The organism is Schnuerera sp. xch1, assembly GCF_019931165.1.
GTDB lineage: Bacteria > Bacillota > Clostridia > Tissierellales > Tepidimicrobiaceae > JAIOUP01.
Genome location: NZ_JAIOUP010000016.1, coordinates 27,702 through 49,010, shown reverse-complemented (window position 1 = coordinate 49,010; position 21,309 = coordinate 27,702). Strand labels below are relative to the sequence as shown.

The 21,309-nt window shown below is 28.8% G+C and carries 22 protein-coding genes; 12 read left to right on the top strand and 10 right to left on the bottom strand.

Annotation, left to right across the window (positions count from 1 at the left end; genetic code table 11):
• Window positions 1-233: 233 nt before the first annotated feature.
• The 10 genes from K8M07_RS10680 to dnaA all read right to left on the bottom strand — a co-directional run bounded on the left by K8M07_RS10680 (window position 234) and on the right by dnaA (window position 10,715).
• On the bottom strand, window positions 234-1,025 hold the full coding sequence (locus K8M07_RS10680) for a SigB/SigF/SigG family RNA polymerase sigma factor (protein WP_263282533.1): 792 nt from the start codon (window positions 1,023-1,025) through the stop codon (window positions 234-236).
• A complete protein-coding gene (locus tag K8M07_RS10675) occupies window positions 1,022-1,393 on the bottom strand; it encodes an ATP-binding protein (RefSeq protein WP_223378711.1) in 372 nt (123 codons plus the stop codon). Before K8M07_RS10675 ends, K8M07_RS10680 begins: the two co-directional genes overlap by 4 nt.
• Window positions 1,394-1,399: 6 nt before the next feature.
• Window positions 1,400-1,717 (bottom strand): STAS domain-containing protein, encoded by a 318-nt coding sequence (locus K8M07_RS10670; protein WP_223378709.1) that lies wholly within the window; start codon window positions 1,715-1,717, stop codon window positions 1,400-1,402.
• Window positions 1,718-1,834: 117 nt separating this feature from the next.
• Window positions 1,835-4,270, bottom strand: a complete 2,436-nt coding sequence (gene gyrA / locus K8M07_RS10665; RefSeq protein WP_223378707.1) for a DNA gyrase subunit A — start codon at window positions 4,268-4,270, stop codon at window positions 1,835-1,837.
• Window positions 4,271-4,308: 38 nt separating this feature from the next.
• On the bottom strand, window positions 4,309-6,219 hold the full coding sequence (gyrB, locus tag K8M07_RS10660) for a DNA topoisomerase (ATP-hydrolyzing) subunit B (protein ID WP_223378705.1): 1,911 nt from the start codon (window positions 6,217-6,219) through the stop codon (window positions 4,309-4,311).
• A gap of 1 nt (window position 6,220) precedes the next feature.
• Window positions 6,221-6,529: a DUF370 domain-containing protein gene (locus K8M07_RS10655; RefSeq protein ID WP_223378703.1), complete on the bottom strand. Its 309-nt coding sequence runs from the start codon at window positions 6,527-6,529 to the stop codon at window positions 6,221-6,223.
• Window positions 6,530-6,542: 13 nt separating this feature from the next.
• On the bottom strand, window positions 6,543-7,658 hold the full coding sequence (recF, locus tag K8M07_RS10650) for a DNA replication/repair protein RecF (RefSeq protein WP_223378701.1): 1,116 nt from the start codon (window positions 7,656-7,658) through the stop codon (window positions 6,543-6,545).
• A gap of 85 nt (window positions 7,659-7,743) precedes the next feature.
• Window positions 7,744-7,953, bottom strand: a complete 210-nt coding sequence (locus K8M07_RS10645; protein ID WP_223378699.1) for an RNA-binding S4 domain-containing protein — start codon at window positions 7,951-7,953, stop codon at window positions 7,744-7,746.
• A 67-nt stretch (window positions 7,954-8,020) separates the two neighbouring features.
• Window positions 8,021-9,127: a DNA polymerase III subunit beta gene (dnaN, locus tag K8M07_RS10640; protein ID WP_223378696.1), complete on the bottom strand. Its 1,107-nt coding sequence runs from the start codon at window positions 9,125-9,127 to the stop codon at window positions 8,021-8,023.
• A gap of 244 nt (window positions 9,128-9,371) precedes the next feature.
• Window positions 9,372-10,715: a chromosomal replication initiator protein DnaA gene (gene dnaA / locus K8M07_RS10635; protein ID WP_223378694.1), complete on the bottom strand. Its 1,344-nt coding sequence runs from the start codon at window positions 10,713-10,715 to the stop codon at window positions 9,372-9,374.
• A 579-nt stretch (window positions 10,716-11,294) separates the two neighbouring features.
• Between dnaA and rpmH the strand changes: the two genes are divergently transcribed.
• From rpmH to K8M07_RS10575, 12 genes are all read left to right on the top strand, one after another.
• A complete protein-coding gene (gene rpmH / locus K8M07_RS10630; RefSeq protein WP_223378692.1) occupies window positions 11,295-11,429 on the top strand; it encodes a 50S ribosomal protein L34 in 135 nt (44 codons plus the stop codon).
• Between the two features lie 42 nt (window positions 11,430-11,471).
• Window positions 11,472-11,828 carry a ribonuclease P protein component gene (rnpA, locus tag K8M07_RS10625; RefSeq protein WP_223378690.1) on the top strand — a complete coding sequence of 119 codons (357 nt, stop codon included), beginning with the start codon at window positions 11,472-11,474 and terminating at the stop codon, window positions 11,826-11,828.
• Complete coding sequence (yidD, locus tag K8M07_RS10620; RefSeq protein WP_223378689.1) at window positions 11,821-12,036, top strand: membrane protein insertion efficiency factor YidD; 216 nt, start codon at window positions 11,821-11,823, stop codon at window positions 12,034-12,036. The genes rnpA and yidD overlap by 8 nt, the downstream gene beginning before the upstream one ends.
• A 14-nt stretch (window positions 12,037-12,050) precedes the next feature.
• The gene (locus K8M07_RS10615) at window positions 12,051-12,761 is read left to right on the top strand and encodes a YidC/Oxa1 family membrane protein insertase (protein WP_223378687.1); all 711 of its coding nucleotides are present in this window, start codon (window positions 12,051-12,053) and stop codon (window positions 12,759-12,761) included.
• A gap of 1 nt (window position 12,762) precedes the next feature.
• A complete protein-coding gene (gene jag / locus K8M07_RS10610; protein ID WP_223378685.1) occupies window positions 12,763-13,389 on the top strand; it encodes an RNA-binding cell elongation regulator Jag/EloR in 627 nt (208 codons plus the stop codon).
• Between the two features lie 63 nt (window positions 13,390-13,452).
• The gene (mnmE, locus tag K8M07_RS10605; RefSeq protein WP_223378683.1) at window positions 13,453-14,832 is read left to right on the top strand and encodes a tRNA uridine-5-carboxymethylaminomethyl(34) synthesis GTPase MnmE; all 1,380 of its coding nucleotides are present in this window, start codon (window positions 13,453-13,455) and stop codon (window positions 14,830-14,832) included.
• 23 nt (window positions 14,833-14,855) lie between these two features.
• Complete coding sequence (gene mnmG, locus K8M07_RS10600) at window positions 14,856-16,769, top strand: tRNA uridine-5-carboxymethylaminomethyl(34) synthesis enzyme MnmG (RefSeq protein ID WP_223378681.1); 1,914 nt, start codon at window positions 14,856-14,858, stop codon at window positions 16,767-16,769.
• Window positions 16,762-17,478 (top strand): 16S rRNA (guanine(527)-N(7))-methyltransferase RsmG, encoded by a 717-nt coding sequence (gene rsmG / locus K8M07_RS10595; RefSeq protein ID WP_223378678.1) that lies wholly within the window; start codon window positions 16,762-16,764, stop codon window positions 17,476-17,478. The genes mnmG and rsmG overlap by 8 nt, the downstream gene beginning before the upstream one ends.
• Before the next feature lie 111 nt (window positions 17,479-17,589).
• The gene (gene noc / locus K8M07_RS10590; RefSeq protein WP_223378677.1) at window positions 17,590-18,384 is read left to right on the top strand and encodes a nucleoid occlusion protein; all 795 of its coding nucleotides are present in this window, start codon (window positions 17,590-17,592) and stop codon (window positions 18,382-18,384) included.
• Between the two features lie 254 nt (window positions 18,385-18,638).
• A complete protein-coding gene (locus tag K8M07_RS10585; RefSeq protein ID WP_223378675.1) occupies window positions 18,639-19,412 on the top strand; it encodes a ParA family protein in 774 nt (257 codons plus the stop codon).
• Window position 19,413: 1 nt separating this feature from the next.
• Window positions 19,414-20,283, top strand: coding sequence for a ParB/RepB/Spo0J family partition protein (locus K8M07_RS10580; RefSeq protein WP_223378673.1), 870 nt, complete (start codon window positions 19,414-19,416; stop codon window positions 20,281-20,283).
• Between the two features lie 48 nt (window positions 20,284-20,331).
• Complete coding sequence (locus K8M07_RS10575) at window positions 20,332-21,228, top strand: PhzF family phenazine biosynthesis protein (RefSeq protein WP_223378671.1); 897 nt, start codon at window positions 20,332-20,334, stop codon at window positions 21,226-21,228.
• Window positions 21,229-21,309 lie beyond the last annotated feature (81 nt).

Here is a 21,309-nt window from a genome sequence, read left to right as displayed (position 1 = left end):
TCTCGCTGACTTTTTTCTTACTCAAAGTACTTCACACTGTTTAGTTTTCTAGGTTCTTTTTCGTCAGCTACTTTTTTCGCCGACTTATTAACTATAACAAACTTTATTAGGTTTGTCAACATTTAATTATGATTTTTTATATCAACTTTTATTAATTAAATGAAATCAGTTTTTTCGCTGACAATTTTACATATTACATTATTTTTATTCTTTTGTCAACACTTTTTTTGTTTTTAACCTAAAGTTTTTTTTATCTCTTTTCTAAACTTTTCTATAATTCTTTTCTCAATTCTTGATACAGTCATTTGAGATATTTTTAATTCCTTAGCAATGGCAATTTGAGTTTTATCTTTAAAATATCTATCTATAAGAATTTTGTTTTCCATTTTATTTAATTTTTCCATAGCCCTTAATAGAAAATCGTTATTTTCCACTTTGCTGAAATAACTATCTTCTTCTCCTATAAGATCTGCAAGGTTAACATCTTTATCATCTCCATTTAAATCATAGGTCATATCTAGAGATTGAGGAGTATATACTTTACTACCTTCCATAGCTTCCAAAATTTCTTCTTCTGTTGAATTTAGGTATTCTGCTATATCTTTTACTGTAGGAGAGCGTTGAAGTTCTTGACTTAAATGGATTTTAGCATTATTTATCTTTTTCGATAACTCTTGTATCCTTCTAGGAACTCTTATAGTCCAACCTTTATCTCTAAAATGTTTTTTTATTTCACCTATTATGGTAGGAGTTGCAAAACTTGAAAACTCATATCCTTTTTCAACATCATATCTATCTATAGCATATATAAGTCCAATAGAAGCAACCTGATATATATCATCATAATCTATACCCTTATTAGCATATTTTTTCGCAAGTATTTCAGCTATATACAGATGTTTTTCAATAAGGACTTCTCTTATCTTCATATCTTTTGTTTCTTTAAACATTATAAACAGAGTTTTGGCATCAACATTATTCTTATCTTTTAAATAATTTTCTTTATAATGTTTGTTTGCTTTCATCTTTTACCATCCTCTATATATTTTATCATCTCAACTCCTTCTTTAGAAAAATTTACTTCATCCATCAGAGATTGAATGATTAAAATACCAAGCTCTGATTCATTATATAAATTCTTTTTATTATCACTAGGTAAAGACACATTTTTAACTGTAATTATAAATCTGTTATCATTAATTTCAAATTTTATATTTATTTTATCAGTACTGCTTAGCGCATTTATGCAAGCTTCTGATAATGATACTTTAATATCTTCGATTTCATCAATGTTCAACCCTATCTTACTAGCTATGGAAGATGAAGTTAATCTAACAACTGATATATAATCAGGTTTACTAGGAATAGATAATTCAAAAATATCTTTTTTCATCCTTTATCACTCCTCGATTATAAATACCTTGTCCAATTCAGTTATATCAAATAGTTTTCTTATATTTGGTTTGATATTTTTCAAATATACTTTTTTATCATATTCTCTTGCTTTTTTAAGAACACTTATTAATGTGCCTAACCCAGTACTATCTAGATATACTAATTTTTCACCATCTACTACTACATTTGCTTTTTTTTCATCTAGAGCATCTATTAACTTTTCTTTTAATGTAGGAGATGTATATATGTCAACTTCCCCTTCTGGTTGTACTAACCAAAATTCTTCTTCTTCATAAAAATCAATATTTATATTTAAAGTCATTATGGATACCTCCTTAAATCTTTCATTTGAATTAATTTTATAATAAAAATAATCTAATGTAAAGTAAAATGGTAGGATTTAAATATAAGAAAAAAAAAGCAGCTTTGCTGCTTTTTTCTACTCCTCTTCTACATATTTTGCTATTGCCATTACTCTATCATTTTTACTATTAATTTTCATCAATTTAACGCCTTGAGTACTTCTTCCCATTGTAGAAATATCTTTTGATTTCAATCTAATTATTATTCCTGATTTTGAAATCATAATTATTTCGTCATTATCATCAATTACTCTAGCTGATATTAATTTTCCTGTTTTATCTTTCACATTATAAGTTTTTAAACCTACTCCACTTCTATTTTGAAGTTTATATTCATCTAAAGAAGTTCTCTTTCCATAACCATATTCACTTACAACTAATAGATAATTTCCTTCTTCAATTAAATCCATTGCAACTACTTTGTCATTGCCCTTTAATTTTATAGCAATAACTCCGGTAGCACTTCTACCCATTTCTCTAACATTTTTTTCACTAAATCTAATAGCCATTCCCATGGATGTTGCTAAAATTACTTCTCTATTGCCATTTGTTTTTTTAACTGATATCAATTCATCATCTTCTTTTAAATTGATAGCTATTATTCCATTTTTTCTTATATTTTTAAAACAATCCATCTTAGTCTTTTTAATAATTCCATTTTTAGTTACAAATAAAAGATTACTTTCTGGATTGTACTTACTTATTGGAATAATAGCTGATACAAATTCATCTCCTGTCAAATTTAATAAGTTAACTATAGCAGTTCCCTTAGCTTGTCTTTTTCCTTCAGGTATTTCATAAGTTTTTAGAGAATACACTTTACCTTTATTTGTGAAAAATAACATTGTATCATGAGTTGAAGTGATATAAAGATTCTGTACGAAATCTTTATCTCTTGTAGTAATTCCTGTAATTCCTTTGCCACCTCTTTTTTGAGTTTTGTAAGTAGTCTCAGGTGTCCTTTTAATATATCCATAATGCGTTAAAGTAATGATTACATCCTCTTCTTCAATCATATCTTCTATATCAATTTCATCAGTTGAAGGCATTATTCTTGTTCTTCTTTTATCTCCAAATTTCTCTTTAATTTCTAGTAATTCATTTTTTATTATGTTATAGATTAATCTTTCACTAGATAAAATCTCTTTAAGCCTATTTATCTCTTTTATTAATGCTTTGTACTCTTCTTCTAATTTTTCTCTTTCCAGTCCTGTTAGCCTTCTAAGTCTCATATCCAATATAGCTTGTGCTTGCTTATCAGATAATTTGAAACTATTCATAAGTTTTTCTTTTGCTACAGATTCTTCCTTAGAATTTCTAATTATATTTATAACTTCATCTATATTATCTAATGCTATTTTTAATCCTTCTACTATATGAGCTCTTGCTTCAGCTTTATTTAAATCAAATTGAGTTCTTCTAGTAATTATCTCTTTTTGATGTTCTAAATAGTGTCTTAATATTTGTTTTAAATTTAACACATTTGGTTCATCGTCTACTAAAGCCAACATTATTACCCCAAAAGTTATCTGTAATTGAGTATGTTTATATAGATTATTGAGCACTATATTAGCATTTGCATCTCTTTTTAATTCTATAGCTATACGTAGACCTTCTCTATCAGATTCATCTCTTAAATCTGATATTCCTTCAATTTTTTTATCTCTAACCAATTGAGCAATTTTTTCAATCAATTTTGCTTTATTTACTTGATATGGTATTTCTGTTACTATTATTTTACTTTTCCCTCTAACACTCTCTTCTATTTTTGCAACTGCTCTAAGTTTTACTTTTCCTCTTCCTGTCTTAAAGGCAGATTTAATACCTTCTTGCCCCATTATCATAGCTCCTGTTGGAAAATCTGGTCCTTTAATTACCGTCATTAAATCCTCAATATCCACTTCTGGATTATCTATTAGCATAACTATTCCATCTATTACTTCATTTAAATTATGTGGTGGAATATTAGTTGCCATTCCAACTGCTATACCTGATGAACCATTTACCAATAGATTAGGAAATCTACTAGGCAATACCACAGGTTCGTTTAAAGTTTCATCAAAATTAGGTCTATAATCTATAGTTTCTTTATTTATATCCCTTAACATTTCTAAAGTGAGTTTAGTCATCTTTGCTTCTGTATAACGCATAGCTGCTGGACTATCTCCGTCTACGGAACCAAAGTTACCATGTCCATTTACCAAAGGATACCTAGTATTAAAATCCTGAGCAAGTCTTACCATAGCAAAATAGACTGATGAATCACCATGGGGATGATATTTACCTAGTACATCCCCTACAACTCTTGCTGATTTTCTATGTGGTTTATTGGGAAATAATCCCAACTCATTCATTGCATAGAGTATTCGCCTATGCACAGGTTTTAATCCATCTCTAACATCTGGAAGAGCCCTACTTACAATTACAGACATAGCATAATCTAAATAAGATTTTTTCATCTCTTCTTCAATACCTATATCTATTATATTTGTATTATTTTCTTCGTTGCTCAAATATATCACTCCTAATCTACAAAACTAATTATAATAATTTAAATATCTAGGTTTCTAACATTCCTTGCATTTTTCTGGATGAATTCTTTTCTTGGTTTTACTTTGTCACCCATCAATGTTGTAAATATCTCATCTGCAGCCATTCCATCTTCAATAGATACTTTTAATAATATTCTATTTTCTGGTTGCATTGTGGTTTCCCAAAGTTGTTCTGGATTCATCTCTCCTAGACCTTTATATCTCTGAATAGAATAATTGTTTTTACCTATTTCTCTTAACAATTTTTCTAATTCTTCATCACTATAAGCATAATGTTCTGCTTTACCCTTTGTAACTTTATATAAAGGTGGCTGTGCAATATATACATTTCCATTTTCTAAAAGCTCTCTCATATATCTATAGAAAAATGTCAATAATAATGTTCTTATATGCGCACCATCTACGTCAGCATCTGTCATGATTATTATCTTGCCATATCTTAATTTACTTATATCAAATTCATTTCCAATCCCAGTCCCAAAGGCTGTAATCATAGCTCTTATTTCATTATATTCCAATATTCTATCCAACCTTGCTTTTTCTACATTCATTATCTTACCTCTTAAAGGAAGGATTGCTTGATATTTTCTATTTCTACCTTGTTTTGCACTTCCTCCGGCTGAATCACCCTCGACTATAAATATTTCAGTAACTTCTAAGTCATTCTCCTGACAATCTGCAAGTTTTCCTGGTAAAGTTGTATTATCTAATATGCTTCTTTTTCTAGAAATTTCTCTAGCCTTTCTTGCAGCTTCTCTTGCTCTAGATGAACTAATGGCTTTCTCTAATATTACTTTCCCATACTCTGGATTTTCTTCAAGAAAATTACTTAAGTGGTCATAAGTTAAAGATTCAACTATACCCCTTATTTCACTATTACCTAATTTAGTCTTAGTTTGTCCTTCAAATTGAGGTTCTGCCAGTTTCACTGATAATACTGCACTTAAACCCTCTCTTACATCATCTCCTTGAAGATTATCATCTTTTTCTCTTAGAAAATTATATTTTCTACCATAATCATTAATAGCTCTAGTTAATGCTGTTCTCAATCCACTTAAATGAGTTCCGCCTTCTTGAGTGTTAATATTGTTGGCAAATGTATATATATTTTGTGAATATGCATCTGTATATTGTATTGCTAATTCTACCATAGTACCATCTTTTTCATCTTCAAAATACATAATATCTTTTTGAATAGGATTTTTATTCTTGTTTATATATTCTACAAATGATTTTATACCACCATCATAATGAAACTTTCTATCGGTATTAGTTCTTTTATCTATTAAGATGACTTTTATACCTTTATTTAAGAAAGCCATTTCTCTAAGTCTATATTCTAATGTTTCAAAGTTGTATTGGGTTTCATCAAATATATCTTTATCTGGTTTAAAACTAATAGTTGTACCTGTATTTTTAGCATCCCCAACTATTTTAAGTTCTGTTGTGGGTACGCCTTTTTCAAATTTTTGCATATATTCTTTTCCATCTCTTTTTACTCTTGCAATTAACCATGTAGATAATGCATTTACAACTGAAACACCAACACCATGAAGCCCACCAGATACCTTGTATGCAGAATTATTAAATTTTCCACCAGCATGAAGAATAGTTAGAACTGTTTCTACTGTTGATTTTCCTGTTTGGGGATGTTTTTCTACGGGTATACCACTACCATTATCCTCTACTGTTATTGAATTGTCCTCTTCTATAATAACCTTAATGGTATCACAATCTCCCGCTAATGCTTCATCAATACTATTATCTACTACTTCATAAACCAAATGGTGTAGTCCCTTAGATCCTGTGCTTCCTATATACATACCTGGTCTTTTTCTAACTGGTTCCAGTCCTGTTAATACTTGGATCTCTTCAGCTGTATACGTCCTTCCATTATTTTCTTTAGTCATTTTATACCTCCATTCTTATTGCTATATCCTTGTTTCTTTTTAATAATGTTGTGGATGATATATTTGAAACATATAGTTTATATTCTTTTTTTAATCCTCTATTTTTTTTATGATTTCTCTTATTACAAGCTATTATATATGTTTTTGTATCATCTAAATCCTTTAAATTATTATTTACTAAACATCCTTCTTCAATTAAATTCTGAACAAAAACATTATCTTGTTTGGAATTATCCAATACATTTTTATCTAATATAGCAACTATATCGTCTTTATATATATAAATATTTTCACCTACGTGTAAAAACATTAGACCTACTCCTTCATTTTATTATCCTACCATTATCTATATAAAATACAGATTTATCTATTTTATCAAATTCCTTTGATTTAATGGTTTCTGTTGAAGTGATAATTGTTTGCATATTATTAAAGGACTTAGTTAAATATTTTCGTCGATCTATATCTAATTCAGAAAACACATCATCAAGTAACAAAACTGGATAAGCACCTTTTTCTATCTTAATAATCTCTACTTCAGACAATTTCAAAGACAAAACTATTGTTCTTTGCTGTCCTTGAGACCCAAAAGTTCTTGCATCTATGTTATTTATCTTAATTTGAATATCATCCCTATGAGGACCTATTGAAGTAATACCAGTATATATATCCTTGTCTTTATTTAGATTAAGTTGTTCTAAAAAATTTTTTTCTATATCATTCTTATTCTTATTATTAAATTCAACATTGGAAGCATAATTTAAAATCAAATATTCTTTTTTTAATGTTAAATTATTATGAACTTTCGATGCTATTTTAAACAATTTGTCAACATATTCAATTCTTGAAGTTATTATATCAGTGCCTATTTTTACAAGTTGTAAATCGAATATTCCCAGCAAATTTATTATATCAGATTTTGATTTGTTTGATTTAAGCAAGTTGTTTCTTTGAAATAATATCTTATTATATCTATTTATATTATGTCTATAAACAGGTCTAATTTGAGAGATACTCATATCTAAAAAACTTCTTCTCTCTGCTGGACCACCTTTTACTAGATTTAAATCATCAGGAGAAAAGACTACTACATTTAGTCCGCTATCTAATTCCTTAAAATTCTTTAATTCAATTTTATTGATCTTTATTCTTTTGGAAGAATTGTTATCTAATTTTACTTCAATTAATTTTTCATTTTTACCAACTTTAATTTTAGAACCAATATAAGCTTCATTCTTTGTTAAATTTATTAATTGTTTATCTCTATTAGTTCTAAATGATTTACCAGTAGCACATATATAAATTGCCTCTAATAAATTAGTCTTTCCTTGTGCATTTTTGCCAACAAATATATTTATTCTTTTATTTAATTTTAAGAAAAGATCACTATAATTTCTAAAATTGATAATTCTAATACTTTCTACATTCAAACAAAGCACCTCTCAAAAGTATTTCATAAGTTACAAATCCCCAACCACGAAGGTTGAGGCTTTATATCATTCCTTAATCTATTATATCATACAATTACACCACAATAAATTTATCTATGTGTTTTACTTCTATAATATCACCTCTTCTTATTTTCTTTCCTCTTTCTTTTGCAATACTTCCATTTACAGAAACTATACCTTCATTTATCATAATCTTGCTTTCCCCACCAGTTTGTACAATTCCAGCAAATTTAAGCAATTGATCTAGTTTTATAAATTCTGTTTTAATTTTTATTTCCTTCATAATATTCTCCTCTTATTTTTTATCATCCTAAGATCTAAAAGCATGATTCGAAAAAATTATGCTTTAATTAGAAATCCTCCTGAGCTAATCGTACTGGTAATACTAAATAAATATAGTTTTCATCATCTATCGGTCTTATTATGCAAGGATTTAAACTTCCCATAAATAGAAGTTCTATTTCTTCAGAATCAATATTTTTTATTCCATCAAGTATATATTTAGAATTAAACGCTATATTAACACTATCTCCTTCATTTTTTGATGGAATCTGCTCATTTACATTACCTATTTCAGTATGTGACTTAATAATTACTTGACCATCGTCAATGTTTATTTTAACTAAATTAGCCTTTTCTTCTTTAGCTAATAAAGAAGCTCTTTCTAAGCTATCTTGAAACGCTTTTTTATTTACTATCACCTTTGTCTTATGATCTTCTCTTATAATATCTTTATAATTTAAAAATTGTCCTTCTAAAAGCCTTGATGATACTACGGTATCTCCTAGATTAAATATTACATTACTTGGAGCTGTAATTATAGTAAATTCTTCACTTTCATCATCTAATATTTTATTTAATTCTGATAACGCCCTACCTGGAATAACTATCTTTATATCTTCTTTAGAATCTATAGGTATATTTCTTAAAGCTAATCTGTATCCATCTAATGCAACAAAAGAACCCTTTTTATTAGTTATTTCTAGTAAAACACCAGTTAAAATAGGTCTTGTTTCATCTTGGGTTGTAGCAAATACAGTTTGTCTAATAGCAGATTTAAATAAATCTTTAGCTATATTGAATGAATTATGATTAGAAATAGTAGGTAATTCTGGAAATTCGAAAGGATTATTGCCTAATATATTAAATTCTGAACTTTCACATGTAATATTAACATTATTTTCTTCAACCTTAATATTTATTGTAGAATTGGGTAATTTCTTAACTATATTTCCAAAGATATTTGAATTTATAACTATTGAGCCTTCTTCAATTATATCACAATCTAAATATGTTTCTATTCCTATTTCTAAATCTGTAGCAGTTAACTTTAACTTTCCATTAACCGTTTCTAATAGTATACCGTCTAATATTTGTAATGTAGTTCTAGAAGAAATACCTTTTTGCACTATATTTATATGATGTGATAATAAACTTTGATTGATTCTTATTTTCAATTGAGAATTCCTCCTTTTATCCATTTTAATAGAAATAGATTAATATAATAATAGTAGTAATAGTAGTAGGGGCTGTTAATATGTTTATAACTATGTATAAAACAATAAATAAAATAGGTATAGCATTTAAAAACCTGTTGATAAGTTAATAATAACTATTCTATTTATCCCCATAAGTCAAAACGTTAAAAGTTCTTTAACTTATTAACATTTGGTTAACAGTGATATTCACAAAATTTGTTGATTATTCTCCTTTAATGTTTTTAATAAGTGATTTAATTTTTCCATTAAAGTCTTCATTTTCATCAATATCTTTAGATATCTTATCATAAGCATGTATTACAGTTGTGTGATCTCTTCCTCCAAATTCATCTCCTATTTTAGGTAAAGAAAGATCTGTTAGTTCTCTGGTTAGATACATAGCTATTTGTCTTGGATATGCTATAGCTCTAGTTCTCTTTTTAGAATTAAAGTCCTCTATTTTTATATCGAATTCTTTAGATATAATTTTTTTAATTAAATCTACAGTTATTTTTCTAGATTTATTTGTTGATATAATATCCTTTAGAGCTTCTTCAGCTAATTCAACTGTCACATCTTTATTTGTCAAGGATGAGTAAGCTACTATTCTAATTAATGCACCTTCTAGTTCTCTTATGTTTGAGTGGATTTTCGAAGCAATATATAACATGACATCATCTGATACATCAATATTTTCTACTTTAGCTTTTTTCTTAAGTATTGCAATTCTTGTCTCTAAATCAGGTGGTTGAATATCTGATATTAATCCCCATTCAAATCTTGATCTTAACCTATCTTCTAGAGTAGGTATTTCCTTAGGAGGTCTATCACTGGATATTATTATTTGTTTATTTGCATCATGTAAAGCATTAAATGTATGGAAAAATTCTTCTTGAGTACTTTCTTTACCTGCAATAAATTGAATATCATCAATTAATAGTACATCTACATTTCTATATTTGCTTCTAAATTGATTATTTCTGTCATCTCTTATTGAATTAATCAATTCATTTGTAAATTTTTCTGATGATACATAAACTACTTTCGAATCAGGTGATTGACTTAATATATAATGACCTATTGCATGCATTAAATGAGTTTTACCTAACCCTACACCACCATAGATGAATAAGGGATTATATGCTTGAGCCGGAGCTTCTGCTACTGCTAATGAAGCTGCATGAGCAAATCTATTGCTATTCCCAATAACAAAGGTATCAAACGTATATTTTGGATTTAATTTTGATTTTTGGTTTGTTTTTTTATTATTTGTTGGCATAGATTGTCCAACATTTGCAACATTTATATCAATATCTTCACCAGGGATCGTAAATTGAATATTGTATTCTTTTTCTGTAACCTGTTTTATTGCATTTTTAATTAGATTTAAATATCTACCCTCTAGTATACCTTTTGTAAACTCATTAGGGGCAGCAAGGACAACCTTATTTTGTGTCAAGGTGATTGGTTTAATGGTTTTTAACCAAGTGTTAAAACTTACTTCTGTCAGTTCTACTTTTATTAATTTTAACACTTCATCCCAAATAGTGTTTAAATTTGAATCCATTTTATAATTCCTCCTATTTTGATGTAAATTATAACCATTTCATAGGTTTTTATAACTAAAAGAAAAAATATAGATGAATATTAACATAGTTATCCACAAAATAATCAATAATAAATATAAATAATAATAAGGAGAAAAGGTATAATAATTGTGGATAAACTATTAATAATATGTTAGTATCAATTTTTTTATTATGAATAATGTAAATAATAAACAAGGTTGTAGATAAAAAATATGTGGATAAAAATTTAGTTGAATTAACAAATTTAAAGCAAGAATGAGTTTTAAGAAAAATAAACTTATGCACAATTTTATCCACAGAATGTTAATAAGTTTAAAATTTATTTAAAAAATATAAATTATCCACATTTATTTTATAATATCAAAAAAAATAGATTATATCAATAAAATTATCCACAGTATTAAGAACTTGTTAATAGTTTTTGTTGTGGATATGGTTGTTTTAAATTTCTTGACATATAACCTTCCTATAAATATAATCTATAGTAGTATTCGTGTTTTCTTTATTGAAAACTATGAAATTTTTATAGATGGTTAGATCTAAGGGGGTGTAGATAATTGAAAAGAACTTATCAACCAAAAAGAAGACAGAGAAGTAAAGAACATGGTTTTAGAAAAAGAATGAAAACAAAATCAGGAAGACGAATAATAAGGGATAGAAGAAGAAAAGGCAGAAAGAGATTATCAGCATAGGGCCGCAATAATAGTGGCCTTTTTGTCTACAAGGAGCATTTTATGGATAAAAAGTTTAGATTGAGAAGTAATCAAGAATTTAAGAAAGTGTATCAGAATGGGAAAAATTACTGGAATAGAAATTTAATCATGTATGCAAGAAGGAATGGATTGGATTATTCAAGGATTGGTTTTACCGTTACGAAAAAAATAGGAAATAGTGTTGTCAGAAATAGAGTAAAGAGAAGAATGAAAGAAATATTTAGGAAGAATTTTGATAATATAAAAGGAAAATATGATATAATATTAATACCTAAAAAAAATGTTGTAAATATAAAATATAGTGATTTGGAAAGTGCAATGCTTCATATTTTGAAATTAGCTAATATTTTAAAGGATAAAGGTGAAAATAATGGCTAAATTAGCTGTTTTATTTATAAAATTCTATCAAAAATTTATTTCAAAGTATATATTAACAGGAGGTCATTGTAGATTTTATCCAACTTGTTCGCAATATTCTCTTGAAGCTTATAAGAAATATGGATTTTTGAAAGGAACTTATTTAAGTATACAAAGGATTCTAAAATGCCATCCGTTTAACGAAGGAGGATATGATCCACTAAAATGATTGGAGGTTAATGAATGACATTTCTAGGTAATTTATTAGGAAGTTTGATGAAATTCGTATTTGATGTAGTATCACAAGTAGGTACAGAGACAAAACTTGTTTCTTATTATGGTATTACTATCATTATAACTACTATTATATTTAAACTTATTCTTTTGCCTATTAGTTTGCACCAGAGTAAGTCTACTAAGAAAATGAATGAGTTGCAACCAAAAATGAAAGAAATTCAAGAGAAATATAAAAATGACCCACAGACCCAACAAACAAAAATGATGCAATTATATAAAGAAAATAATTATAATCCAATGTCTGGGTGTTTACCCTTACTTATTCAATTTCCAATAATAATAGCTATTTTTAAGGTGTTAAGAGATCCAGTACAGTTTGTTTTTAAAGATCCAGCTATTTATGATACAATTAGTAAAGGATTTTTATGGATTCCTAATTTAGAACAACCGGATCCTTACCTTTGGGGACTACCTCTTTTAGCTGGCTTGACCACTTTTTTACAGAGTAAACTAATGACTGGAAATGTTCAGACTAATTCTCAAGCACAATCGACTCAAAAAATAATGAATATATTTCTTCCAGTTATGATATTTATGGCTTCAAGATCCTTTGCGTCAGGATTGGCACTTTACTGGGTTATAGGTAATATATTTCAGATAGTTCAGCAATTGATTATTAATAGGTCTTTGGGTGAAGTTAAGGAGGAGACAAAATAGTATGAAGTCTGTTGTTAAGGTTTCAAAAACTGTTGAAGGAGCTATTAATGAAGCATTAGAACAATTGGAAGTAAGTAAGAATGATGTTCAGGTTGAAGTTTTAGAAGAACCAAGCAAAGGATTGTTTGGATTAATAGGTACGAAAGATGCAGCAGTTAGAGTAACAGTAGTTAATGACCCAGTAGAAATTGTGGAAACTTTTTTAAATAAAATACTTTTACAGATGAATATGGAAGGGAATGCTTCTGTTAGGAGAGAAGGTTCTCAATTATATGTAGAAATTGTTAATGTTGATTCTTCTGATATGGGTATTATTATCGGAAAAAGAGGAAATACTTTAGATGCAATTCAGTATCTATTAAGTCTTTCAGTTAATAAAGATAGAGATGATTATATTAAAGTATTAGTTGATATCAAAGGATATCGAAAGAAGAGGAAGGAAACTTTGATCAGATTGGCAAATAGAATGGCTGAAAAGTCCAAGTATGGACATAAGCCAATAAAATTGGAGCCAATGAATCCATATGAAAGAAGAATTATACATTCAGCATTACAAAATGTAAATGGTGTAACTACTTATAGCGAAGGGGAAGACCCTTATAGAAGAGTAGTTATTCAAGCAAAATAAACTTTTAGGAAACCCAGTGCTATGCTGGGTTTCTGCTATCTTAGGAAAGGTGCGGTGAAGATTATGAGTGATACAATTGCAGCTATATCTACTGCTATTGGGGAAGCTGGAATTGGAATAGTCAGAATGAGTGGAGAAAATTCGCTAGATATTGCAGATAAAATATTCAGAGGGAGTAAAGTAGATAGCTTAAAAAGAGCAAAGAACAGAAGATTAACTTATGGTCATATAGTAGATTTTAATACTGAAGAGATAATAGACGAAGTATTAATTGTATATATGAAAAAGCCATATACTTACACTAGGGAAAACATGGTGGAAATTTATTGTCATGGAGGTATCATTTCAGTAAAGAAGATTCTTGAACTTTTACTTGAAACTGGTGCTAGATTAGCTGAACCAGGCGAATTTACTAAACGTGCGTTTTTGAATGGAAGATTGGATTTAGCACAATCAGAGGCAGTAATTGATGTCATTAGAGCAAAGACTGAAAAATCCTTTAATGTATCATTAGATCAACTAGAAGGCAGTTTATCAAATAAAATAAAAGAAATAATGACAATATTATTAGAAATGATTGCACATATTGAAGCTTCTATTGATTTTCCTGAAGACGATGTAGAGGATTTGGCTTATGATGAACTAAGGGAAAAAGCTATAATAGTTAAACAAGAAATAGAAATGCTTTTAAATACATCTGACAGAGGTAAAATACTTAGAGATGGATTAAATACTGTCATATTAGGAAAACCTAATGTAGGAAAATCATCCTTATTGAATGCAATATTGAGAGAGAATAGAGCTATAGTTACTAATATTCCAGGTACTACGAGAGATGTTATCGAAGAGTATGTAAATATAGATGGTATTCCTTTAAGAATAGTTGATACTGCTGGTATTAGGAGTACTGAAGATTTAGTTGAAAAGATTGGGGTAGATAAAGCTAAAGAAATGGTAGATGAATCTGATTTAGTAATAGCTGTATTTGATGCTTCAGATAGACTTACTGATGAAGATTATGAGATAATAGATATAATTAAGAATAAAAACTCTATTATTCTATTGAATAAAACTGACCTCCCTAATAAATATGATGAAACATATTTAAAAAAATTATTACCTAATAAGGAGATAATCATTACTTCTATTGTGAAAGGATTAGGTTTAAATAAATTAGAAGATACAATAAAGGATATGTTTTATTCTGGTGAATTGGAAGTAGAAAGCGATGTAATAGTAACCAATATAAGACATAAAAATCAGCTTGTCAAAGCTAAAAAGAATATGGAAGATGGAATTGAAGGTATAGACTTAAATATGCCGTTGGATTGTATAGAAGTAGATGTAAAGAGCTGTTGGGAGAATTTAGGTGAGATTTCAGGGGATACTGTAGGAGAAGATATATTAGATAAGATATTTTCCGAGTTTTGCATAGGAAAATAGTATACAAGGAGGAAATGGTTTCGATGGGAGAAGTAAAAAAATATAATGCAGGTGATTATGATGTAATAGTTGTTGGCGCTGGTCATGCCGGATGTGAGGCTGCTTTGGCTTCTACTAGAATGAACATGAAAACTTTATTGCTTGCTATGAATCTTAACTCAATAGCAGATATGCCATGCAATCCTAATATTGGAGGAACAGGGAAAGGTCATTTGGTTAGAGAGATAGATGCTTTAGGAGGAGAGATGGCTTTAAATATTGATAAAACGTTTATTCAAAGTAGAATGTTGAATACTTCAAAAGGTCCTGCTGTACATTCATTAAGAGTCCAAGCTGATAAGAAAAAATATCATATTGAAATGAAAAAGGTATTAGAAAATGAACCTAACCTTGATTTGCGTGAAGGAGAAGCAATAGATATAATAACAGAGGAAAATAAGATAAAAGGTATAATTACTAGAACTGGTGCTATATATAATGGAAAGGCTGTAATATTAGCCACTGGAACTTATTTAAAAGGAAGGATATATGTAGGTGAGGTAAACTATTCCAGTGGACCGAGTGGCTTTTCTCCTTCTAATATTCTCTCAGAATCTTTAACTAAATTGGGAATAGAATTAAGAAGATTTAAAACAGGTACTCCTGCAAGAGTTCATAAGGATTCACTAGATTATTCAAGTATGGAGATACAGCCAGGAGATCAAGAAATTATACCATTTTCATTTTTAAATATAGATAAAAAATTTGATATGGAACAGGTTCCTTGTTATTTGACCTATACAACTCCTTCTACAAATGAAGTTATTAAAAAGAATTTAATGCGTTCACCATTATATGCAGGTGAAATTGAAGGAGTAGGTCCAAGATATTGTCCATCTATAGAGGATAAAGTTGTAAGGTTTGCAGATAGGGATAAACATCAAGTGTTTATTGAACCAGAAGGGTTAGATACTAAAGAGATGTATGTTCAAGGTGTTAGCTCTTCATTACCAGAAGAAGTTCAGTTAAAAATGTATAAAACCATAATTGGGCTAGAAAATGTTCAGTTTATGAGATCGGCTTATGCTATAGAATATGATTGTATTGATCCTACTATTTTGAAAAGGACATTAGAACATAAAAAAATCAAAAACTTATTTTTTGCAGGGCAAATAAATGGATCATCAGGATATGAAGAAGCAGCAGCACAAGGATTAATCGCAGGGATTAATGCTACTTTGAATATTAAAGGAAAAGATTCTTTTATATTAGATAGATCTGAAGCTTATATAGGCGTTTTGATTGACGATTTAGTTACTAAGGGTACAAATGAACCATATAGAATGATGACTTCAAGAGCAGAATATAGATTAACATTAAGACAGGATAATGCAGATTTAAGATTGACAAAAAAAGGTTATGAGATTGGTCTTGTAACTGAAGAAAGGTATAGAAAAACTGTTAGAAAAGAGGAACTTATACAAGAGGAACTAAAAAGATTAAAAGAGGTAACCATTTCACCTACAGATGAAGTGAATAAAGTACTGAAAAAATTTGGGAGCTCGCCAATAAAAAATGGTTTTAATCTATATGATTTAATTAAAAGACCAGAGATTAAGTATGAATCAATAGGTGAACTGGATCCAAACAGAAAGCATTTACCTAGGGAAATTAGACTTCAAGTAGAAGTTCAAATAAAATATGAAGGATACATAAAGAAACAAATGTCCCAGATAGAACAGTTTAAGAAACTAGAGGGTCGTAGATTACGTGAAGATCAAGACTACTCTGAGATAAAAGGTTTAAGAAACGAAGCTGTGCAAAAGCTAAATCAAATTAAACCTGATTCCGTAGGGCAAGCTTCTCGAATTTCTGGTGTTTCCCCAGCAGATATTAATGTATTATTAATCTATTTAGAGCAGAAACGAAGAGGAAAGAAAGGGAATAACAATGACTAATGTAAATACTTTAATTAAAGGAGCTAAAACTTTAGGTATAGAATTAAATGAAGAGGAAATCAATAATTTTGTTCTATATAAGGAACTTCTAAAAAAATGGAATCAAAAGATTAATATAACCTCAATAACCGACGATATTGAAGTTGATATAAAACACTTTATTGATAGTATAACTCCATTGACTACTAACGTATTTAAGGAAAATATTAAACTTATTGATATAGGTACTGGGGGAGGTTTCCCAGGGATACCTTTAAAGATTATAAAAAAAGATATGAATGTATTATTACTTGACAGTACAATGAAAAGGATAAAATTTTTATCCGAAGTAGTTGATGAACTAAGCCTTGAACATGTTACACCTGTTCATGGAAGAGCAGAGGAAATGGGTAGAGATAAAAAATATCGAGAAAAATTTGACATTGCCATTTCTAGAGCTGTAGCATCTTTAAATACTCTTTGTGAATACTGTTTACCTCTTGTAAAGGTAGGTGGACATTTTATTTCTATGAAGGGCTCTGATGTGGATGAAGAATTGAATGAAGCAAAGAATAGTATAAAAATTTTAGGTGGAAGAGTTAAAGACAAGAAAATAATTGATTTGCCTTCAAGCGATATTACCCATAGTTTGATAATAATCGAAAAAATAAAAGAAACTCCGACAAAATATCCAAGAGGTGGTGGAAAACCAAAGAAGAAGCCGTTGTGATTTCAATGAATTTGACGAAGGAAAGTTTGGGAAATTAAAAGGAAATAAATTTCTTTTGTAGAATATAATATATAAGAATTTCAAAATAGTATATTGGGAGTGGGTAATCTAATGAAAAACATTCAATCAGAGGTTAAAAATATTCCTATAGAATCCATTAGACCAAATCCATATCAACCGAGGAAAGACTTTAACAAAAAATCCTTAGAAGAGTTAAGCCAATCAATTAAGGCTTTCGGATTAATACAACCTATTAGTGTAAGGAAAATGCAAAATGATAGCTATGAGCTTATAGCGGGGGAGAGAAGGCTCAGGGCTTCAGAATTAGCTGATCTTAAAGAAATACCTGCTATTGTTGTGGAATATAGGGATAATGAATCCGCTATGCTTGCTTTAATTGAAAATTTGCAAAGAGAAGATTTAAATTTTATTGAAGAGGCAGAGGGATACCATAATTTAATAAAAGATCATGGATTTACACAACAACAGTTGGCAAAAAAAATCGGCAAAAGTCAGTCAACCATTGCGAACAAACTAAGAATTTTAAAACTTCCAGATGATATAAAAAAGGATCTGCTAGAAAATAATTTAACAGAAAGACATGGACGAGCCTTATTAAAATTACCGGATTATGAATTTAAAAGGAACCTGTTGGATAAGGTTATTCAAGAGGATCTAAATGTAAAGAAGACTGAGAAGTTAGTTAACGACATTTTAGATGAATTGACAAAAGAAGATAAGGTAGAAGAGAAACCTAATATTCGAGGATTAATCAGCACTAAAATCTATGTTAATACCATTAAAAAAGCATTTAATGCTATCAAGGATAGTGGCATAGATGCTAAATATAAAGAAAAGGATAAAGGAGAATATTTAGAGGTAGTTATACATATACCTAAAAAATAAAATGTTCCATATGGAACATTTTATTTTAATAGTTATACAAAAGTATTTTTAGAAATGAAAAAGCATATTGTTCAACGAATGATAATGAATAAGTGATGAGTAGTTCATAAAAAATGTTCCACGTGGAACATTTTTTATTTTTCTAAATACTTTCTTTTTTATTCTATAATCTGATATTATATGATAAAGTATAATTTAGGATGAGATAAAAAATAAAATATTAAAACTTTAATTATATTATATGAGGTGATTGAATGGCCCGAATTATTACAATATTTAATCAAAAAGGTGGGGTTGGCAAAACTACATCAGTTGTTAACTTAGCTGCAGCTTTAGGAAAGTTAGATAAAAAAATACTAGTAATAGATATAGATCCTCAGGGAAATGCTACTAGCGGGTTAGGTATAGACAAAAAAACTTTAGACACTTCTGTATATGATACACTAATTAATGATATAGATGTTACACATATAATAAAGGAAACAACAGCAAAAAATGTAGATATTATACCATCAAATGTGGATTTGGCTGGTGCAGAAATAGAACTCATAGAAATAGGAGGTAGAGAATTGTCTCTAAAGAAGTCTTTAGAAGTTATCAAAGATGAATATGATTTTATCTTTATTGATTGTCCACCTTCTTTGGGGTTGTTGAGTATTAATGGATTATCTGCTTCTCATAGTGTTATAATACCTATTCAATGTGAATATTATGCATTAGAAGGGGTTAGCCAGTTAATGGACACTATAATGTTAGTTAAAAAGAGTTTAAATTCTGAACTAGAAATCGAAGGAGTTATTCTCAGCATGTTCGATGGTAGGACAAACTTATCTATTCAAGTTGTAGATGAAGTAAAAAAATATTTTAAAGGTAAAGTTTATACTTCTATTATACCTAGAAATGTAAGGTTAGCTGAAGCTCCAAGCTATGGACTTTCTGTTATTGATTATGATTCTAAATCTAGAGGAGCTGAAGCTTATACTGAATTAGCCGAAGAATTTTTATATTTACTAGAGGAGGAGATATAATATGGCATCTAAAAAAAGAGGCCTTGGTAGAGGCCTATCTGCTTTAATATCTGATGAATCGCAGGTTGATTTATTTCATGATGATGTAGATAAAGGATCAATAATTAATATAGATATATCTATGATTGAAGCAAATGAAGAACAACCTAGGAAAGATTTTGAGGAGAAATCTTTAGAAGAATTAAAAGAATCTATTATACAACATGGTGTAATTCAACCATTAGTTGTACGAAAAAAAGGTAATAAGTATCAGATAATCACTGGTGAACGAAGATGGAGAGCATCTAAAGCTGCAAATCTTAAGAAGGTTCCTTGTATAATAAAGGAAATAGATGATAAAGAAGTAATTAAATTAGCATTAATAGAAAATCTTCAGCGAGAAGATTTAAATCCTATAGAGGAAGCTTATGCTTTCAAAGGATTAATAGAAGACTATGATTTGACACAAGAAGAAGTAGCTCAATCAGTTGGTAAAAGTAGATCTTATATAGCTAACACTATGAGGTTGTTAAAATTAAATAAAGAAATAATAGATTACATTTTTGCAGGTAAAATGTCTAGTGGACATGGAAAAGCACTATTAGGAGTAAAGGATAATAATAGGAGATTAAAGATTGCTAAGATTGTTGTTGAAAACAATTTAAATGTAAGAGAAACAGAAAAGTTGGTTAACAATACTAAGAAGAAGAAAGCTAGAACAAAAGCAAAACCAGTACAAAAAGATCCATTTATTGAAGAAATCGAGGAGAATTTGATGAGAATGTTAGGTACTAAAGTCACTTTAACTACTAATAAAAAGGGAGGAAAGATTGAAGTTGAATTCTATGGTAATGAGGATTTAGATAGGATCATAGAACTATTAACTAATTAGCAAAGTTAAAATGTTCCACGTGAAACATCCTAGAAAGGAGTATATTTTATGCAAGTAAACATTTACCAAGTTGATGCTTTTTCATCTGCATATTTTGGAGGAAATCCTACAGGAGTTGTTCCTGATGCGAGAGGAATTTCTGAAGAAGATATGCAAAATATAGCGAGGGAAATGAACCTTTCAGAAACTGCTTTTATAATTGCTATAGATAAGAACAACTATAAAGTGAGATTTTTTACCCCCATTAATGAAGTGGATTTGTGTGGTCATGCGACAATTGGAGCCTTTTACACTTTGGCATACAAAGGTTATATATCATCAGCATACAAAGGAGTTAAGAAGATATATCAGGAGACCAACGCGGGTAAATTACAAGTAGAGATATTTTTTAAAGATGGAAATATAGAAAAAGTTATGATGCAGCAATCCACACCTAAAGATCTAGGAAAGGTGAAAGATATTTATACATTATTAAGTTGTTTTAATATAAATAAAAATGATATAGGAATAGGCGAGCAATTTGCTGACCCTAAAATTATATCTACAGGTTTACCTGATATTTTATTACCTATAAATACTAGGGAAAAGTTAGATAATTTAAAAGTTGATTTTAATAAGTTAGCAGACATATCGAGAAAATTAAATGTAACAGGAGTTCATGCATTTTATTTACCAGAGTTTGATTCAGATCAGGTGTATACTAGAAACTTTGCACCTTTAGTAGGTATAAATGAAGAAGCGGCTACTGGTACAGCAAATGGTGCACTAATATATTATTTAAAGGATGAAGGATATATAAAGAGAAATGATATAGTATCAATACAAGGTGAATCACTGAATAGACCCAGTAAAATTTACTGTGTCATAAGTAAAAAGAATGAAGAATATAATGTTAAAGTAGGAGGACAAGCTAAGATAGTTTTAGAAGGTATCATCTGTTTTTAACCAACCATAAGGTTGGTTTTTTATTATGGAAAAGAGGAGTTTAACATAAATGGAATATAAATATATTTACCCTTATATAAA

Coding starts and splice junctions, on each gene's coding strand:
- K8M07_RS10680 (WP_263282533.1), bottom strand. CDS start 1,025: ATGAAAGCAAACAAACATTATAAAGAAAATTATTTAAAAGATAAGAAT.
- K8M07_RS10675 (WP_223378711.1), bottom strand. CDS start 1,393: ATGAAAAAAGATATTTTTGAATTATCTATTCCTAGTAAACCTGATTAT.
- K8M07_RS10670 (WP_223378709.1), bottom strand. CDS start 1,717: ATGACTTTAAATATAAATATTGATTTTTATGAAGAAGAAGAATTTTGG.
- gyrB (WP_223378705.1), bottom strand. CDS start 6,219: ATGACTAAAGAAAATAATGGAAGGACGTATACAGCTGAAGAGATCCAA.
- K8M07_RS10655 (WP_223378703.1), bottom strand. CDS start 6,529: ATGTTTTTACACGTAGGTGAAAATATTTATATATATAAAGACGATATA.
- K8M07_RS10645 (WP_223378699.1), bottom strand. CDS start 7,953: ATGAAGGAAATAAAAATTAAAACAGAATTTATAAAACTAGATCAATTG.
- dnaA (WP_223378694.1), bottom strand. CDS start 10,715: ATGGATTCAAATTTAAACACTATTTGGGATGAAGTGTTAAAATTAATA.
- rnpA (WP_223378690.1), top strand. CDS start 11,472: ATGGATAAAAAGTTTAGATTGAGAAGTAATCAAGAATTTAAGAAAGTG.
- yidD (WP_223378689.1), top strand. CDS start 11,821: ATGGCTAAATTAGCTGTTTTATTTATAAAATTCTATCAAAAATTTATT.
- K8M07_RS10615 (WP_223378687.1), top strand. CDS start 12,051: ATGACATTTCTAGGTAATTTATTAGGAAGTTTGATGAAATTCGTATTT.
- jag (WP_223378685.1), top strand. CDS start 12,763: ATGAAGTCTGTTGTTAAGGTTTCAAAAACTGTTGAAGGAGCTATTAAT.
- mnmE (WP_223378683.1), top strand. CDS start 13,453: ATGAGTGATACAATTGCAGCTATATCTACTGCTATTGGGGAAGCTGGA.
- mnmG (WP_223378681.1), top strand. CDS start 14,856: ATGGGAGAAGTAAAAAAATATAATGCAGGTGATTATGATGTAATAGTT.
- rsmG (WP_223378678.1), top strand. CDS start 16,762: ATGACTAATGTAAATACTTTAATTAAAGGAGCTAAAACTTTAGGTATA.
- noc (WP_223378677.1), top strand. CDS start 17,590: ATGAAAAACATTCAATCAGAGGTTAAAAATATTCCTATAGAATCCATT.
- K8M07_RS10585 (WP_223378675.1), top strand. CDS start 18,639: ATGGCCCGAATTATTACAATATTTAATCAAAAAGGTGGGGTTGGCAAA.
- K8M07_RS10580 (WP_223378673.1), top strand. CDS start 19,414: ATGGCATCTAAAAAAAGAGGCCTTGGTAGAGGCCTATCTGCTTTAATA.
- K8M07_RS10575 (WP_223378671.1), top strand. CDS start 20,332: ATGCAAGTAAACATTTACCAAGTTGATGCTTTTTCATCTGCATATTTT.